This is a genomic window from Arthrobacter sp. B0490 (genome assembly GCF_002929355.1).
Lineage (GTDB): Bacteria > Actinomycetota > Actinomycetes > Actinomycetales > Micrococcaceae > Arthrobacter_D.
On record NZ_PJIR01000001.1, the window covers coordinates 405,757 to 422,720 of the forward strand.

The 16,964-nt window shown below is 73.2% G+C and carries 12 protein-coding genes; 1 reads left to right on the plus strand and 11 read right to left on the minus strand.

Features of this window, described 5'->3' with window-relative positions:
- Positions 1–21 precede the first annotated feature (21 nt).
- Genes CXQ97_RS01830 through CXQ97_RS01840 form a run of 3 tightly spaced genes read right to left on the minus strand, consistent with a single transcriptional unit; the run spans position 22 to position 7,294 of the window.
- Complete coding sequence (locus CXQ97_RS01830; RefSeq protein WP_181034943.1) at positions 22–3,432, minus strand: ATP-dependent DNA helicase; 3,411 nt, start codon at positions 3,430–3,432, stop codon at positions 22–24.
- Entirely contained in the window at positions 3,432–6,785 is a 3,354-nt protein-coding gene (locus CXQ97_RS01835; RefSeq protein WP_104179124.1) for an ATP-dependent DNA helicase, read from the minus strand. The genes CXQ97_RS01830 and CXQ97_RS01835 overlap by 1 nt, the downstream gene beginning before the upstream one ends.
- A gap of 53 nt (positions 6,786–6,838) precedes the next feature.
- The gene (locus CXQ97_RS01840; protein WP_104179125.1) at positions 6,839–7,294 is read right to left on the minus strand and encodes an MGMT family protein; all 456 of its coding nucleotides are present in this window, start codon (positions 7,292–7,294) and stop codon (positions 6,839–6,841) included.
- A 70-nt stretch (positions 7,295–7,364) separates the two neighbouring features.
- Here CXQ97_RS01840 and CXQ97_RS01845 point away from each other — a divergent pair, with 70 nt between their 5' ends.
- Positions 7,365–8,162 (plus strand): 3'-5' exonuclease, encoded by a 798-nt coding sequence (locus tag CXQ97_RS01845; protein WP_104179362.1) that lies wholly within the window; start codon positions 7,365–7,367, stop codon positions 8,160–8,162.
- 46 nt (positions 8,163–8,208) lie between these two features.
- On the opposite strand, the gene hemL is transcribed toward CXQ97_RS01845, so the two are convergent.
- The 8 genes from hemL to hemE all read right to left on the minus strand — a co-directional run bounded on the left by hemL (position 8,209) and on the right by hemE (position 16,958).
- A complete protein-coding gene (hemL, locus tag CXQ97_RS01850) occupies positions 8,209–9,546 on the minus strand; it encodes a glutamate-1-semialdehyde 2,1-aminomutase (RefSeq protein ID WP_104179126.1) in 1,338 nt (445 codons plus the stop codon).
- Between the two features lie 10 nt (positions 9,547–9,556).
- On the minus strand, positions 9,557–10,540 hold the full coding sequence (hemB, locus tag CXQ97_RS01855; RefSeq protein WP_104179127.1) for a porphobilinogen synthase: 984 nt from the start codon (positions 10,538–10,540) through the stop codon (positions 9,557–9,559).
- Positions 10,537–11,400: a uroporphyrinogen-III synthase gene (locus tag CXQ97_RS01860; protein WP_104179128.1), complete on the minus strand. Its 864-nt coding sequence runs from the start codon at positions 11,398–11,400 to the stop codon at positions 10,537–10,539. Before CXQ97_RS01860 ends, hemB begins: the two co-directional genes overlap by 4 nt.
- 7 nt (positions 11,401–11,407) lie before the next feature.
- Complete coding sequence (gene hemC, locus CXQ97_RS01865) at positions 11,408–12,355, minus strand: hydroxymethylbilane synthase (RefSeq protein ID WP_104179129.1); 948 nt, start codon at positions 12,353–12,355, stop codon at positions 11,408–11,410.
- Complete coding sequence (locus tag CXQ97_RS01870) at positions 12,355–13,509, minus strand: ferrochelatase (RefSeq protein ID WP_104179363.1); 1,155 nt, start codon at positions 13,507–13,509, stop codon at positions 12,355–12,357. Before CXQ97_RS01870 ends, hemC begins: the two co-directional genes overlap by 1 nt.
- A 47-nt stretch (positions 13,510–13,556) precedes the next feature.
- Positions 13,557–14,276, minus strand: coding sequence for a hydrogen peroxide-dependent heme synthase (gene hemQ, locus CXQ97_RS01875; RefSeq protein ID WP_104179130.1), 720 nt, complete (start codon positions 14,274–14,276; stop codon positions 13,557–13,559).
- A 73-nt stretch (positions 14,277–14,349) separates the two neighbouring features.
- Positions 14,350–15,894 (minus strand): protoporphyrinogen oxidase, encoded by a 1,545-nt coding sequence (hemG, locus tag CXQ97_RS01880; RefSeq protein ID WP_306739474.1) that lies wholly within the window; start codon positions 15,892–15,894, stop codon positions 14,350–14,352.
- Between the two features lie 2 nt (positions 15,895–15,896).
- Positions 15,897–16,958, minus strand: a complete 1,062-nt coding sequence (gene hemE / locus CXQ97_RS01885) for a uroporphyrinogen decarboxylase (protein WP_104179131.1) — start codon at positions 16,956–16,958, stop codon at positions 15,897–15,899.
- Positions 16,959–16,964: the final 6 nt, after the last annotated feature.

Consider the following 16,964-nt stretch of genomic DNA (forward strand, 5'->3'; position numbering starts at 1 on the left):
TGCACGCTGCGGTCCGGGCTGTCAGCCCGCCGCCGTGTCGGCGGCCCGGATGATCTCCTCGAGCTCCGCCGCGTCGGCGAGGTCGTGCGGCCGTACCACGAGGTCGTCCGCCACGTAGAAGAACGCGGCCCTCACCGTCTCGAGCGGCACGTCCTTCAGGCGTGACCAGGCGAGGCGGTAGACCGCCAACTGCACCGCCTTGGCCGCGCGCCGGTCCGGAGCGGGCGGCCGTCCCGTCTTCCAGTCGATGAGGTCCCAGCCGCCGTCGGCGTCGCGGAACACCGCGTCGATGCGCCCGCGCACCACGATGCCGCCGATCCTCGTCTCGATCGGGGCCTCGATGGCAGCCGGCTCGCGCAGCGCCCACTCGGACTGCTCGAAGATCGCCGCCATGTCCTTCAGTCCGAGCGTCTCGTCCACGTAGGCGTCCGCCCCGCCCGGATACTCGCCGAGATCGAGCATGCCGCTGGACCCGTAGAACTCCTCGATCCAGGCGTGGAACGCCGTGCCCTTGCGTGCGGCCGAGCCCGGCCGCCGCGGCAGCGGGCGCCGCAGCTGCTGCATCACGGCACCGGGGTCCTCGCGCAGCTCCACGAGCGTCGAGGCGGAGATGTGCGAGGGGAGTGCGAGCGGCATGCGCTCCCGTTCGCGTGCCTGCCGGGCCAGCGCGAGCCGGACCTCGCGTCCCCAGCGGCCACCGTCCTCGTCCTCGAGGGCCGGCGCCGCAGCCTGCTCGAGGACCGCCTGCGCAGCACGCTCCATCGACGGGCGGCGCGCGCCCAGCGGGTCGAACGGCCACGTGCCGCGGTCGGGACGCGCGTTCGCGGGGTTGGCGTCCCCCTCGTCGTCGTCGGGGAGCCAGTACGGCAGGGTGAACCCCGCGGCCTGCGATTCGGCCAGGTGCACCAGGTCCAGGAGGTAGGACGACGCCCCGGACGGCCGGGACCTCCCCCCGCCCCACGCGGACGACGTGCAGACGAGCGAATGCTTGGCACGGGTGAAGGCGACATAGGCGAGCCGGCGTTCCTCCCGTTCCGCGTGAGCCCTCGCCTCGTCGGTGAACTCCTTCTCGCTCGACAGCCATTCCCTCTGGTCCTGCTGCTCCCAGTCCCACTGGGGGAGCTCGGCGGCGTCGCCGCGCAGGGGCCAGGGGATGGACGCGTCACCGCTGCTCCAGCGGGAGTCCTTGCCGCTGGGGAACGATCCGTCGTTGAGGCCGGGTACGAAGACCACGTCCCACTCCAGCCCCTTCGAGGCATGGACGGTCAGCAGCTGCACCGCGTCCCTGCTCGCTTCGAGCTGCGTCACGGGCAGCCCGTCCTCCTCCTGGTCGGCCGCTTCGAGCCAGGCCAGGAATGCCGGCAGGTCGACCCGCTCGGCGGAGGACACGAACCCCGCGACGGCTTCCGTGAAGGCGTCCAGGTTCCGGCGCGCCTCGTGGATGGTCACCCCCGGCTTCGCCGCCACCTCGATGTCGAGCAGGATGGTGCGCTCGACCTCCCCGATCATGGTGCCGAGGTCGTCGCCGACGAAACTGCGGAGGCCCCGCAGTTCCCTCCGGAGAGTGTCGAGCCGCCGGCGCGCCACGTCGCCGAGCGACCGGCCCGACGACGACACCCAGTCCGCCGGGGGCAGGTAGTCGACGGCTTCCACGAGGCTGCCAGACTCCGCGAGGTCGGGGGCGACGACCGCGGCCTCGGCCTGTTCGTCGTCGAGCTCCTCCCCCGCGTAGGCACCGCGGCGGAACATGGCCTCCCGCGTCCGGGCGAGCTGCCGCGACCAGTCGCCGAGCGCCATGAGATCGGACGGACCGAGACGCCATCGCGCGCCGGAGAGCAGCCGCAGCATCGCGTCCGACCGGTCGGGGTCGCCGAGGACCCTCAGGGTGGCGAGCAGGTCCACGATCTCGGGTGTGCGCAGCAGCCCGCCGAGGCCCACGACCTGCACGGGTACGCCTGCGCGCTCCAGCTCCCGTCGGATCGGGTCGAACTGCTTGCGCCCACGGCACAGCACGGCCATGGTCGGGCGCAGCGGGTCGCCGGCGTCGTCGGTCTCGAAGCTGCGCCGTCGCTGGCGCAGGACCTCCCGGGCGATCGCCTCGGCCTCGCTCAGCGCCGGAGCGGGACCCGTCAGTGGCTTCCCGTCGGACAGCGGCTCGGCGGTGCTGACCGGGGCGTCGGTGAGGAAACGCCCGAGCGTCACCTCTCCGAGCGGCGCCTTCGGACGCGCCACCAGCCCGGGTACCTGCTGGACCGCGGTGTTGCGGAGCCACGGGGCCGGCACGTTCAGGGGCGCGGACACCCTGTTCGCGGCCTCCAGGATCGACGTCGAGTTCCGCCAGGCCACGGACAGGTGGGCGACGTCCGACGGCGCGCGTCCGGCCCCGACCACTCGCGGGAAAGCCGTGCGGAAGGTGGCGAGCTGACCGGCCGAAGCGCCCCTGAAGCCGTAGATGGACTGGTGCGGATCGCCGACCGCCGTGACGGAGCGCCCGTCGGCGAACAGCCGCGAGAACAGCACCATCTGCGCGTGCGAGGTGTCCTGGAACTCGTCGAGCAGCACGACCTTGTACTTCTCGCGTTCCATCAGACCCGCTTCGGGGATGTCCCGGGCGATCCTCGCCGCGAGGGACACGAGGTCCCCGAAATCGAGCTGCCGGCGCGTGAGCTTCGCGGCGGCGTAACGCTCGGCGAGTTCGGTGACCGTGACGCGGGTGCGCAGCTTGTTGAGGAGCCTGGACGCCTCCTGGGTGCCGGCCTTCGCGGAGCCCGCCACGTACGGCCGGGCGGTGACGTACTCGAGGTGGCGGCGCAGCTCGGCGCGGACGGCGGCGGGGCTGACCAGATGCTCCGCGCACTCCCCCGCCATGTCGAGGACGGCCTTCACGAGCGTGCTCTTCGCGGCCCTGAGGTGTTCCCATTCGCCGTCGAACGTCTCGACCACGGTGGAGGCGAGCTGCCAGGCCTGGGCCGTGCCGAGCATCACGGAGTCGCGTTCGACGCCGATGCGCAGCCCGTAGTCCTGCACGATCCCGTTGGCGAACGAGTGGTAGGTGGAGATGGCCGGGTCGAGCCGGTCGAGGGAGTCCCCTCCCGCCGGGGCGGCGTCGTCCCGCTCGAGCGCCGCGTAGAGCTGCGCCAGGCGTTGCCGGACCCGCGAAGCGAGCTCTCCGGCCGCCTTCCGCGTGAAGGTGACGCCGAGGATCTGCTCGGGACGCACGAGGCCGTTCGCGACGAGCCAGACGACCCGGTCCGCCATCGTCCGCGTCTTCCCGGATCCGGCGCCGGCGATGACGAGGAGCGGTTCCAGCGGCGCCTCGATCACCCGCGCCTGGTCCTCGGTGGGATACGGTACGGCGGCATCGGACTCGGTGTGCAGCAGCTCCGCGAGCGCCCGGGCCGAGTATCGTGCGGTCGCTGTCCCGGACGCCACTACTGGGTCACCTGCTTGCCCTCTTCGCACAGCGGGCAGATCTCGGGCAGTCGGCAGCCGCTGCCGCCGAACCCTGAGCGCCGCGGATCGTGGATGGTGTCGAACGTCGCGGCGGCCATGAGCGCCGCGGCGTCCTCGATCATCGTCCTCGCCCAGGTGTCCTCGGGACGCACCGGGGGTTGCTCCTGGATGGACACGGTCTTGGAGTCCTTGCCCAGCTGGACCAGCGACGCACCGCCCGGAGCCCCCGACGCATCCACCAGTGCCGTCCCGTCCGCAGCGACGGCGTCCTGCAGCCCACCCTCGGAGACGGCGGTCTGGTAGGCGGCGAGCTGCGGGTGGCGCGCGATCTCCGCGCCCAGTGGTGCACTCTTGCCGGTCTTCAGGTCGACGACGACGAACCGGCCCTCCGCGTCGAGCTCGAGCCGGTCGATCTGGCCGCGCAGCCGCGCGACCCGTTCCGCCCCGTCGAGCCGCACATCGAGGTCCACCGAGAAGTCGACCTCGGTGGCCGCCAGGGTCCGCCCTGCCTTCCGCATCGACAGCACGTACGCCGCGAGCTTGCGCACCATGCTCTCGGCGCGCCGGAAGTCGGCCCGCCCCTCCCACGTGTCCCTGATGCCCAGTTGCGGCCAGCGCCGTTCCAGTTCGCGGACGTACTCGTTGCCGGTCGCCTCGGGGAGGTCCTGCGCGATCTGGTGCACGAGGGTGCCGAGGGACCGGGCGAAGTCGGTGGTCCGTTCCCCTCCGGCCGCCGAGACGAACCAGCTCAGGGGCGAGGTGAGGACCGACTCCACCTTGGAGGGCGAGACGGGGACCGGCTGGTCCGGTGGCACCACGGGCTCCTCGCTGCTCATCGCGAGCACACCCCACCACTGCGCCGGGTGCGCGCCCGGCACCGGCGGTTCGAGGGCCGCCATGCGCCCGAGGTGCTGGACCGCCTCGCGGGAGAGGGCGGGGCCGGCCTGGGTGTCCTGCGCGAACTTGCGGAGTTCGGCGACCAGAGCGCGGAGGGTGAGGGGCCGCAGCACCTCGGTGCGTGGCCGCTCGGCGACGCCCACCGGCAGGGGGTCGAGCACGTCGAGGAACTGGGAGGCCTGTTCGTCCTGCGAGGAGACGGCGCAGCAGACGAGTTCCTCGGTCGCCCGGGACACCGCGAGGGAGAAGGTCCGCAGCTCGTCGAAGCGGATGTCCTGCAGCAGCGACACCGGGTCCCGCGTGCTGCGGAAGGACTCGCCGTGGTCCAGCAGGGCGCGCAGCTCCCCCGACCCGAGGAGTTCCCCTCGCAGCCGGAGGTTCGGCCAGACGCCGTCCTGCACGCCGGCGACGATCACCAACGGCCAGTGCCGGCCGGCGGCACTCGCGGGGGTGAGGACCGAGACCGAGGCATGGCGCGTGGTGCGCTGCGTCAGCGTGTCCATGGGGATGTCCTGGCTGAGGATGTAGTCGAGGAAGAGTTCCGGGTCGGCGCCGGGCATCTGCTCGACGAAGCGCTCCGCCGTGGTGAACAAGGCCATCATCGCGTCCAGGTCCCGATCCGCGCGTGCCGAGGACGGCCCTTCCGACAATGCCGCGGACGACCACTGCTGGGCGAGCCCGGACGCCGACCACAGCGCCCAGAGAACCGTCTCCGGGTCGCGTCCAGGATCCGCGATCGCGTCGCGCGCCGCCTCGAGCATGCGGTGCAGCCGGCGGACGGGTGCCCCCTCCGTCGGCAGCGCGGCGATCTCCTCGGGCGCGGAGAACAGGGCAGCGAGGAGCTCGTCGCTCGTGCGGCCGCCGCCCTGCTGGAGCTCCGTGCGCCGCAGGACCTGGCGCAGCCGCCGGAGGTCGAGGCTTCCCGCCCCGCCGATCCGCGACGTGAGCAGCGAGATGCACAGCTCCGTGTCCAGCTCCGCCCTTCCCACGACGACGGCGTAGAGGTCGAGCAGGGGCCGGACGGCGGGTTCCTCGCGGATGGCCGTCTCGGCGGCCGGCACATTCACGGCGATGCCCTGCGCTGTCAGGAAGCGCTGCACAGCGCTCACCTGCGCCCCGTTCCGCACGATCACCGCCATGTCGTCGAGGCTCCGACCACCGAACAGGTGGGCCTCCAGCACCCTCTGGGTGAGGAATCTCTGTTCGTGGAACGCGCTGTCGAGCACGTGGGCGGACACGGTCGCCCCGCGCTCCGTGCGGCCGGCCTGCAGGGGGTCCGCCGGGTCGCCCTCCCGGGTTCCCTGCTGCCCGTCCGGTCCTCCGTCCAGCCGTCCGTCCAACCGTCCGCCCGGCCGACGGCCCGGCGCGGCGCCGCCCGGCGTCCTGTACGCGGTGCTGACGCCGGTGGTGGCGATCCGGGCCGCCACGTTGCCCCATGCCTCCGCGAGCCGGTCCCCCATGGTCAGCGATCCCGGCAGGGTCACCGTGGTCAGGCCGTCCCCGCGACGGAACAGGGTGGACAGCCGGCCGGTCAGCTCGGGGCGGGCGCCGCGGAAACCCTGCGCGACGGTATCCGGGCAGGACGTGACCACGACGTCGTTGCCCGCACCGATGAGTCCCAGCAGGGCATGGACGGCGGGGTTCGCCTCCTGGTAGTCGTCGACGAGGACGAGCTGCAGCCGCTCCCGTTCCCGGTCCAGGAAGTCCTGGTCCGTCTCGAGGATCTCCCGGGCGGCCGTGAGGATGCCGGCCGGGTCGAAGGCCTCGGGCATCCGGAGGTCCAGGACATCGCGGTACTCGCGGTACAGTGCTGCCGCCGCGACCCAGTCCGGGCGGTCGAACCGGTGCCCCCAGGCGGCGAGGTCGTCGGCCTGCACCCCGTACTCGCTGACACGGTCGAAGAGGTCCCGCATCTCCTGCCGGAATCCGCGGGTCGGCAGCGCGAGGGCGAGGCCCGACGGCCAGTCGGGGGCGGCGGCGCCGTCGCGGCCGTGTCCGGCGAGGAGTTCCTTGATGATGAGGTCCTGTTCGGCACCGGACAGGAGCCTCGGCGCCCGCGTGAGCAGGGGTGTACGCCCCTCCGCCCTGGCCCGGCGGATGAGGTCGAAGGCGTAGGACGCCCACGTGCGCGCGGGCGCGGTGCTGATGCTGCGGTCGAGCTTCGCGGTCAGCTCGTCCCGGAGGCGGGTGGCGGCGGCGCGCGTGGGTGCGAGGAGGAGGAGCCCCTCGGGGTCCACGGCCCCCGCCTCGATGCGGCGGACGGCGAGATCGGTGAGGAGGGAGGACTTCCCGCTGCCGGGGGCGCCGAGGACGAGGACCTGACCGGGACGCACCTCGAGCGACGCGAGGACGGCATCGTATCCCCGCGTGGACGGCGGCGTGCCTCCCGGGAGGGGGGCGGCCGCCGACGAGGCGTCGGAGAGAGTACTGGTCATGACTCAAGACCATCACATGCCTCGGACAATCAGCGACAGCGCAACGGGTGCCGCTACCGCCCGGGCTGCCGGAGCGACGCGCCGAGCTCCGCCATGCGGGACTGGTCCCCCTCGGAGGGCCACCAGCGTGCCTTCCGGAGGTCCACGCGGTACTGCTCGGCGCCCGCGGATCCCGGCGGCACGGACAGGGCCGTACCCTCGTCCTCGTAGCGGCGCAGCGCATCCTGCGCGAACCCGCGGGGCGGGTGGCCTCCGGCGCGGAGGACCCGCCACCACGGGACGTCCCGCGTACTGCGGGACAGGGCCCTGCCGACCTGGCGGGGACCACCGCAGTCGAGGAGTTCCGCGATGTCCCCGTACGTCAGGACGCGGGCCGCGGGGATCATCTCGGTGACGGCGAGGACGGCGTCCGTGTAGGCATCGGGATCGACCCGGGGCGAAGGCGCGCGTCCCTGCGCGACGGCAGCCTGCCGCAGGGAGTCCCGGACGTCCGCACCTCGAGCCTGCATGGGCCCCACCCTAGCCGGGCCTGCGGTCGAGGAGCCCCAATTGGTCGGAGCCCGCCAGTACGGTGGTCCCATGACCAGCTGGCACGTGGGACCGAGGGCGGCCTTCGACCTCGAGACGACGGGACGTGATCCGTTGTCGGCGCGGATCGTCACCGCGACGATCGTCCTCGTCGACGGCGACGGCGGCGTGCTCGAACATCACGAGTGGCTGGCGGACCCGGGGGTCGGGATCCCGGACGGTGCCGCTGCGATCCACGGCATCTCCACGGCCCACGCACGCGCCCACGGGCTCCCCGCGGCGGACGTGGTGCAGGGTATCGCGGCGGTCCTCGCGCGCCTCTTCGGCGACGGCGTCCCCGTGCTGGCCTACAACGCGCGGTACGACTTCACGGTGCTCGAGCAGGAAGGACGCCGCTACTCGGTGGACGTCCCGCGCCCCTCGCCCGTGATCGACCCGTATGTCATGGACAAGCAGGCGGACCGGTACCGGCGCGGGAAGAGGACGCTGACGGCAGTGTGCGAGCACTACGGCATCCGGTTCGAGCATGCCCACACCTCCGCGGCGGACGTGCTCGCGACGCTGGAGGTGGGGCGGATCCTCGCCGACCGGTACGCGTTCCTCCAGCGCCCGGCGACCGATCTCCATGCGTCCCTGGTGGTGTGGGCCGACCGCCAGGCGGCGAGCTTCGAGGAGTACCTGCGGCGGACGGACCCCGACGCCGTGATCGAACGGGCGTGGCCCGTCATCGGGTCGCCGGAGGATCCCGGTGGTGGCGTGACGGGCCCGGCAGGTCCTGCCGGTCCGCCCGCGTCCGCCGGGCTCCCGGCGCCGTCCCTCGGGACGGCGCCGGTCACCAACCCGGGGTGATCGCGGGGTGGTCGTGCGAGGTGGTCCCGGCGCGACCTTCCCGGCGTCAGTCGACCGGGACGGCCGCCGCAGCCGCCTTCGCCGCGGCGGGAAGGGCTGCGTGCACGCGTTCCATCGCGGCGTCGTCGTGCGCCGCCGAGAGGAACCAGGCCTCGTACACGGACGGCGGCAGGTAGACGCCCGCGTCGAGCATGGCGTGGAAGAACGGCCCGTAACGGAACGCCTCCTGCCCCTGGGCGTCGGCGTAGTTCCGGACCCCGTGCTCCGCGGTGCCGAATGCGACGCTGAAGAGGTTCCCGGCGCGCTGGATGGAGTGGTCGACGCCGGCCTTCGAGAGTTCCGCCGAGAGGGCATCGCCGACCTCGAGCGAGCGGGCGTCGACGTGGCGGTACACGTCGTCGGTCGCCGCCGTCAGGGTGGCCACGCCCGCAGCCATGGCGATCGGATTGCCCGAGAGCGTGCCGGCCTGGTAGACCGGCCCGATCGGCGCCAGGTAGTTCATGACGTCGGCGCGCCCGCCGAGCGCGGCCGCCGGGATACCGCCGCCGATGACCTTCCCGAAGGTCAGGAGGTCCGGTGTCCAGGGGTGCTCGGCGCCGTCGGCCCCGCCCGTGAGCCGCCAGTATCCGCCCGCGTGCGTGCGGAAGCCCGTCATGACCTCGTCGACGATGAACAGCGCACCGTACTCCGTGGTGATGCGGCTCAGGAACGCGTTGAAGCCGGGTGCGGGCGTCACGACGCCCATGTTCGCCGGTGCCGCCTCCGTGATGACCGCGGCGATGTGCTCGCCGTGCGTCCGGAAAGCCGCCTCGACGGCCTCGACGTCGTTGTACGGCAGTACGAGGGTCTCCGCCGTCGTGGCCTCCGTGACCCCTGCCGAGCCGGGCAGCGCGAGCGTCGCGACACCCGAACCCGCCGAGGCGAGGAGGCTGTCGACGTGGCCGTGGTAGCAGCCGGCGAACTTCACGACGAGGTTGCGCGAGGTGAAGCCGCGTGCCAGGCGGACCGCTGTCATGGTGGCCTCGGTGCCGGTGGAGACCATGCGCAGGAGCTCGACGGCGGGGACGCGCTCCTTCACGAGCTGCGCGAGGTCGGCCTCGGCGGGCGTCGAGGCGCCGAAGGTGAGCCCGTGGTCGACGGCGCGGTGGACCGCGGCGATGACGTCGGGGTGCGAGTGTCCGAGCAGCGCCGGGCCCCAGGAGCACACGAGGTCCACGTGCTCCTGCCCGTCGGCGTCGGTGACGTAGGCGCCGTGCGCGTCCACGAGGAAGCGGGGGGTCCCGCCGACCGAGCCGAAGGCCCGCACCGGGGAGTTGACCCCGCCGGGCATGAGCGCTCGGGCGCGCTCGTACAGGGTGTCCGAGATCGTCGGGGATGGTGTCATGGAGGATTCCTCAGTTCTTCTCGTCGAGCCAGAGCGCCAGCTCGGAGGCCCAGTAGGTCAGGATCGTCTGCGCGCCGGCGCGCTTGATGCCGAGGACGGACTCCTCGATGGCGCGACGGCGGTCGATCCAGCCGTTCGCCGCGGCGGCCTCGATCATCGCGTACTCCCCCGAGATCTGGTACGCCGCGACGGGCACGGGGGACATGGCGGCGACGTCGGCGAGGATGTCGAGGTAGCTCATGGCCGGTTTCACCATGACCATGTCGGCGCCCTCCTCGATGTCGAGCTCCACCTCGAGGAGCGCCTCGCGCCGGTTCGCGGCATCCATCTGGTAGGTCCGGCGGTCCCCCTGCAGCTGGGAGTCCACGGCCTCGCGGAACGGACCGTAGAACGCCGAGGCGTATTTCGCGGCGTAGGCGAGCACGACGGTGTCCTGGTGGCCGGCTTCGTCCAGCGCCTGGCGGATGACGGCCACCTGGCCGTCCATCATGCCGGACGGGCCGAGGACGTGGGAGCCCGCGTTCGCCTGCTCGACCGCCATCTGCGCGTAGAGGGTCAGCGTGGCGTCGTTGTCGACCGAGCCGTCCTCGGCGAGCACGCCGCAGTGCCCGTGGTCCGTGAATTCGTCGAGGCAGACGTCGCTCATCACGACGAGCGAGTCGCCGACCTCGGCGCGGACGTCGGCGATGGCCCGGTTGAGGACGCCGTCGGGATCGATACCCGCACTGCCCGTCGCATCCCGGTGTGCGGGGATGCCGAACAGCATCATGCCGCCCACGCCCCGCTCCGCCGCTTCGGCCGCCGCACGCTTCAGGGAGTCCGTGGAGTGCTGCACGACGCCGGGCATGGAGAGGATGGGCGAGGGCTCGGTGAGGCCCTCCCGGATGAAGGCCGGCAGGATCAGCTCCGACGGGTGGACGCGGTACTCGGCCACCATGCGCCGCAGCGCGGGTGTGGAGCGCAGCCTGCGGGGCCGGTGCTGGGGGAAGCTCATGGTCGATCTCCGTTCAGTGGTGCGCGGTGTGTCGCCTCGCCGCGTGAGAAGGCTTCCTCGACGGCCGCCGTGATCCCCTGCGGCGTCGGCTCCGCGGCGGTCGCGGCGGGTGCCCAGCCCTGCGAGCGCAGGGCTGCGGCCGTCGTGCGCCCGATCGCGACGGGGAGGAAGGCGAGCGGCTCGCCACCCAGCCTTTCACGGAACTGCAGCACGGCGCTCGGGGCCGTGAACACGACGGCGGGGTGGACAGCGCCCGCGGCGAGCCCGGCGACGTCGGGGACGGTGAGCAGCGGCGGCGGGCTCCCCTCCTCCTCGACGCCCGGGACCCGCCGGGAGGGGTGGGCCGGATAGGGCACGGTGCGGTAGGCGTCGACGCGGCGCACGGACCAGCCCTTGCCGGCCAGCCCGTCCCGCAGATCGCCGGGGGCGAGGTCCGCCTGGGGCAGGAGCACGGCGCCGTCGCCCACCGGGAAGGCCCGCACGAGCCCGGACGAGGAGGCGTCGGCGGGCACCAGGTCGACGGCGATGCCGGCGTCGGCCAGCAGGCGCGCGGTGGCCGAACCGACCGCGGCAACCTTCACCGCTCCCGCCCGGACGAGGGCGGCGAGCGTCGATCCTCCCGCCCGCGCGAGCAGCTCCAGGGCCTGGACCGTGTTGCCGCTCGTCACCACGAGCCAGTCGTAGCCGCCGAGCGCCGTGAGGGCCGCCGTCACGGCATCGGCGTCGGCGGGTAGTTCCGTGTCGGTGAGCGGCAGGGCGTACGCGGTCAGGCCGGCCAGGCCGAGGGCCTCGGCGATCCGGACCGTCCGGGCCGGATGCCGCAGGACGACCACCGGACGCTCCACCCGCTGCCGCGCCATCCCGGCCTCAGCCCTTCAGCGGCGCGATATCGGCGGCACCGGCCGCGAGCAGGTCCTCGGCGAGCTCGAGCCCGAGCTGCGCCGCACCGACGGCGTCGGTGGCGGGGGCCGAGCGCGTGAGCCGGAGGATCGACCGGCCGTCGAGGCTGCAGACCACGGCCTCGAGGGCCAGCTCGTCGCCCCGCAGGCGTGCGAGCGCTCCGATCGGCGCGGCGCACCCCGCCTCGAGCTGCAGCAGGACGGCCCGCTCCGCCGTCACCGCGAGGCGCGTGGGCAGGTGGTCGTAGGAGGTCAGGGCCTCCCGGACGTGCGGTGTCGCCTCGCTCTCGCGGCACTCCACCGCGAGGGCTCCCTGTCCGGGCGCGGGCAGCATGACGTCGGTGTCGATCAGTTCGGTGACGGCGGCGTCGCGTCCCAGCCGGCGCAGTCCTGCCGCGGCGAGGACGACGGCGTCGAGGTCGCCCGGCGCGCCGGGCACGAGTCCGGCGACGCGGCCGAGCCGCGTGTCGACGTTCCCGCGGATGTCGACGACCTCGAGCCCCGGCCGGGCCGAGCGCAGCTGGGCGGCGCGACGCGGCGACCCCGTGCCCACGCGGGCGCCGTCGGGGAGCGTGGCGAGCGTCAGACCGTCACGGGCGCAGAGGGCGTCGCGGACGTCCTCGCGTTCGGGCACCGAGGCCACCGTGAGCCCGAGCGCGGGCAGCGTGGGGAGGTCCTTGAGCGAATGCACCGCGATGTCGCACCGCTCCTCGAGCAGGGCGTCGCGGAGCGCGGCGACGAAGACGCCGGTCCCGCCGATCTGCGAGAGGGAGCCCTTGAGGACGTCCCCCTCCGTCCGGATCCGCACGAGCTCGTACGGCAGCCCGGCGAGGCCCGCCACGCGCTCCGCGACCGTCGTCGTCTGCGTCATCGCGAGGGCGCTGCCCCGCGTGCCGACCCTGATGCCGGCCGCCATCACATACCGGGGTTGGGCAGCGGCGTCCCCACGGTGGAGTCGGCGGCCGCGACGGTCGGCTTCTCCCCGCGGCGGTTGGCGCAGCAGTTGGGCCTGCAGACGTCGAACCAGGGGCCCAGGGCGGTGGCCGACGGCCGGTCGGCGATGTTGTCGTCGATGGTGCGCTCGAGGATGAGGTCGACGAGGCCCGCGACGAACTTGCCGTGCGTGCCGGGAGTGGGCACCCGATCGGCGACGATGCCCAGCTCGCCGCACGTCTCCATCGCCTCGGTGTCGAGGTCCCAGGCCACCTCCATGTGGTCGGAGACGAAGCCGAGCGGGACGATCACGACGCCGCGTGTCCCGGTCTCGTAGCGGTCGCGGAGGGCGTCGCTGATGTCGGGTTCGAGCCACGGGATGTGCGGGGCCCCGGACCGGGACTGGTAGACCAGCGACCATTCGACGCCTGCGGCGTCGGGGATGCGGTCCAGCACGGCCTGCGCGGTCGCGAGGTGCTGCGCGACGTAGGCGCCCTCCTCGTAGGCCGGGCCCCCCTCGCCGTCGCGCGGGCCAGCCGCCTCGGCGTCACCCATGGGGATGGAGTGGGTGGAGAACATGATGTGGACGGGCGCGTCGGGGGTGCCCTGCTCGGCGAGTCCGGCGCGGACCTTGGCCAGGCCGTCCGTCACGCCCTCGACGAAGGGCTCCACGAAGCCGGGGTGGTCGAAGTACTGCCGCACCTTGTCGACCTCGAGCCGGCCTTCGAGGCCGGTCCTGACGAGGGCCATCCCGAGATCCTCGCGGTACTGCCGGCAGCTCGAGTAGCAGGAGTACGCGCTCGTGGTGACGGCGAGCACACGGCGGTGGCCTGCGTCGTAGGCCTCCTGCAGCGTGTCCGCGATGAACGGCGCCCAGTTGCGGTTGCCCCAGTAGACGGGGAGGTCGATGCCTCGGCGGCGCAGCTCGGCCTCCATCGCCGCGCGCAGGGCGCGGTTCTGGCTGTTGATGGGGCTCACCCCGCCGAAGGCACGGTAGTGGTGCGAGACCTCCTCGAGGCGCTCGTCGGGGATCCCTCGGCCGCGGGTCACGTTCCGCAGGAAGGGGATGACGTCGTCCTGCCCCTCGGGGCCGCCGAAGGAGGCGAGCACGACGGCGTCGTACGCCTTCGGGGCCATGCGGCCGTTCTCGTCGACTCCCTCGAGGGGGTCGAATGCCTGTGTCGTCACTGGAGCACCTCTGCAATCTCGTCGGGGTTGATCCGCCGGCCGGTATAGAACGGCACCTCTTCGCGGACGTGGCGGCGTGCCTCGGTCTCCCGGAGGTACCGCATGAGGTCCACGAGGTCCACGAGTTCGGGAGCCTCGAGTGCCAGGATCCATTCGTAGTCGTTGAGGGCGAAGGATGACACCGTGTTGGAGATGACCTGCGGGTACTTGCGTCCCTTCATGCCGTGGTCCATGAGCATGTCGCGTCGCTCGTCCTGCGGCAGGATGTACCACTCGTAGGAGCGGACGAACGGGTACACGCACACCCACTCGGCGGGGGCCACCCCGCGGGAGAAGGCCGGGCTGTGCGACTTCGAGAACTCCGCGTCGCGGTGGACGCCCATGGCGGACCAGACCACGCGGGTCCCGGCGAACGTCTCGGTGCGGCGCAGGCGGCGGACGGCGGCCTGCAGGGCTTCGGGGCGCGGCCCGTGGACCCAGACCAGGATGTCGGCGTCGGCCCGCATGGCGGAGACGTCGTAGAATCCGCGGAGCACCACGCCGTCCTGCCCGAAGGAGGAGAGGACCTCCCCGAGCTGCCGGGCATCGGAGCCGGTGGTCGCGGCGCCCCGCGAGAAAACGGTCCAGAGGGTGTAGAAGAGCTCACCGGGGGCTTCGGCGCCCCCTCCGTCCAACTGCGGAGCGTGGGCGGGGTTGCTACCTGTCGACTCAGTCATGGGTACTAGTCTGCCCCTCGCCCGGAGACGAACCGAATCCCTTTTCTTCTACAGGGGGTAGAAGAGATGAACGTCACATTCCGGTAGGAGGATCGTCCCCGCCGAGCGCATCGGCGAGCGCAGCGGCGCGTGCCCGGGCGTCGTCGATCACGGCCACCAGTCCGGTCCCGGCGAGCCAGCCGCCCGTCACGGCGAGGGACGCCGACCGGTCGGCGACGTGTCCGCGGATCCTGGCGACCCGCTCCCGGTGCCCCACCGATGCGTGAGGGAGCGCGCCCGCCCAGCGGACCACGTCCCAGTCGAGGACGTCCGCCTCGACGATCGGGACGCCGAGGAGGGTCGACGCGTCGGCCAGCGCGTGCCGGTAGAGGATGTCGTCCGGCGTGGCGAGACCGACGTCGGCCGGGGTGTCCCCGACGCGCCCGAACGAGAGCCGCAGGACGTGCGAGCCGGGTCCGGCCTGGTCCCGCAGCCATGCCCACTTCGCCGTGGAGTGCGTGAGCGCCTTGGCGGCGACACCCTTCACGCCCCGTGCGACGAGCACTCCGGTCCCGCGGGGCCGGGCGTCGAGCTCCGGGACGTCGACGACGAGGGTGACGAGCGCGACGCCGGGTACAGGGTCGGGCCGCTCGGCCGCGAGGGCCGGTATCACCGGCGCCAGGAGGTCGACGGCGGCGCGGCCCTCCGTGGCGACGAGGACGCCGTCGGCCGGTATGCGCCGGGTCAGCATCGAATGCTCGGTCGTCACCGTCCACCCCGCGGCCGAGCGGGCGAGGGCGTTCACCTGCTCCCCCGTCCTGAGGTCGGCGCCGTCGGCCCTGAGTTCCGCGACGAGGGCGTCCCGCAACTGGGCGATACCGCCGACGAGACCACCGACCGCGGCTCCGGCGGGTGCGGCCTTGCGGAGTGCTCCCGCTGCCGCCCCGAGCGACCCGAGGCGGGCCATGGTGGCGCGGAGGCCGGGCGCCACGGAGTCCACGTCCAGGTCGTCCGGATCCGCCGAGAAGACGCCCCCCGCCACGGGGGCCACCAGCCGTCCGAGCACCTCGTCCCCCATCCGGGTACGGACGAGTTCCCCGAGGCTGACCCTGCTGCGGGTCGCGAGGGAACCGACGGGCAGGACCTTGTCCAGGGCTGCCCGGAGGGAGCCGGCCCGCCCGATCACGGCCGTGATCGCCGGATCCGACGGATCCGCGGGGATGCCGAGGACGCCGGAACTCGGCAGGGGCTGGGCCGAGGCGCCGAGGTCCTTGCCCGGAAGCTGCACCCAGGCACCCGTGGCGTCGGGGGTCACGATGCGGTCGGCGAGTCCCAGCTCGGCCGCGAGGGCGGGGACGGTCGCGGAGCGGGTCGAGAAGGACTCCGCGCCGCTGTCCAGCTGGAAGCCTCCGAGGGAGCGCCCGTCGACCGTCCCGCCGAAGCGCCCGGTCCGCTCGAGCAGGGTGACGTGGAGCCCGCGCCGGCGCAGTGTCCGCGCAGCGACGAGACCCGCCATGCCGCCGCCGATCACCACGACGGTGGCGCGCCGCCCATGTTCCTTCGGCGGACCGCCGGGCAGGACCGTCCCGGCGTCGTCGCCTCCCGTGGCGTCGGCGGCGGCTGCGGCGCCCCGGGCCACGGCTACGGCTCCACGGAGTGGATGAGGTCGACGACGCGCGTCAGGACGGCGGGATCGGTGTCCGGCGGGACACCGTGACCGAGGTTGACCACGTGGCCGGGAGCCGATGCCCCGGCGGCGAGCACCTCGCGGACGTGCCGCTCCAGCACCGGCCACGGGGCGGGCAGCAGGGCCGGGTCGATGTTGCCCTGCAGCGGCACGGTCCCGCCGAGGCGCCTGCTGGCCTCGTCGAGGGGCAGCCGGTAATCGACGCCGATGACGTCCACGCCCACCTCGTGCATCGCCACGAGCAGCTCCGAGGTGCCCGTACCGAAGTGGATCAGGGGCGCGCCCAGTCCCCGGACGTGGTCGAGCGCACGACGCGAGGCAGGGGCCACGAGCCGACGGTAGTCGGCGAGGCCGAGGGAACCCGCCCATGAATCGAACAGCTGGGCCGCGCTGGCCCCGGCCTCCAGCTGTGCGCGCAGGAACTTCCCCGACGCGTCCGCGGCCCACTCGGTCAGGGCGCGCCAGGTGTCGGGGTCGGCGTGCATCATGGTGCGCGGACCGAGATGGTCGCGCGACGGGCGCCCCTCCACCATGTACGCGGCGAGCGTGAACGGGGCCCCTGCGAAGCCGATCAGCGGGGTGGAACCGAGCTGGGCCACCGTGAGGGCGACCGCCTGCCGGATGGGTTCGAGCGCCTCGTCGGTCAGGGCGGGCAGGGCGGCGACGTCGGCTGCGGTCCGGACGGGCCTGCCGAGCACCGGCCCCACCCCGGGCACGATGTCCACGTCGACGCCGGCGAGCTTCAGCGGGATCACGATGTCCGAGAAGAAGATGCCGGCGTCGACGTCGTGCCGCCGGACGGGCTGCAGGGTGATCTCGGACGCCATCTCCGGGTCGAGGCAGGAGGCGAGCATGTCGGTGCCCTCGCGCAGCGCCCGGTACTCGGGCAGCGACCGCCCGGCCTGGCGCATGAACCACACGGGTCGCCGATGCGGCGCCTGCCCGCGGTAGGCGGAGATGAGGGGCGAGCCGGACGTGCGTCCGTCGACCAGCGGGTGCGATGCGGCAAGGTCCATACCGCC

Bases quoted from the DNA above. Each gene is read 5' to 3' on its own strand.
- hemE (WP_104179131.1), bottom strand. From the start codon at position 16,958: ATGGACCTTGCCGCATCGCACCCGCTGGTCGACGGACGCACGTCCGGC.
- hemL (WP_104179126.1), bottom strand. From the start codon at position 9,546: ATGACACCATCCCCGACGATCTCGGACACCCTGTACGAGCGCGCCCGA.
- CXQ97_RS01860 (WP_104179128.1), bottom strand. From the start codon at position 11,400: ATGGCGCGGCAGCGGGTGGAGCGTCCGGTGGTCGTCCTGCGGCATCCG.
- hemB (WP_104179127.1), bottom strand. From the start codon at position 10,540: ATGAGCTTCCCCCAGCACCGGCCCCGCAGGCTGCGCTCCACACCCGCG.
- CXQ97_RS01840 (WP_104179125.1), bottom strand. From the start codon at position 7,294: ATGCAGGCTCGAGGTGCGGACGTCCGGGACTCCCTGCGGCAGGCTGCC.
- CXQ97_RS01870 (WP_104179363.1), bottom strand. From the start codon at position 13,509: ATGGCCCCGAAGGCGTACGACGCCGTCGTGCTCGCCTCCTTCGGCGGC.
- CXQ97_RS01835 (WP_104179124.1), bottom strand. From the start codon at position 6,785: ATGACCAGTACTCTCTCCGACGCCTCGTCGGCGGCCGCCCCCCTCCCG.
- CXQ97_RS01845 (WP_104179362.1), top strand. From the start codon at position 7,365: ATGACCAGCTGGCACGTGGGACCGAGGGCGGCCTTCGACCTCGAGACG.
- hemQ (WP_104179130.1), bottom strand. From the start codon at position 14,276: ATGACTGAGTCGACAGGTAGCAACCCCGCCCACGCTCCGCAGTTGGAC.
- hemC (WP_104179129.1), bottom strand. From the start codon at position 12,355: ATGGCGGCCGGCATCAGGGTCGGCACGCGGGGCAGCGCCCTCGCGATG.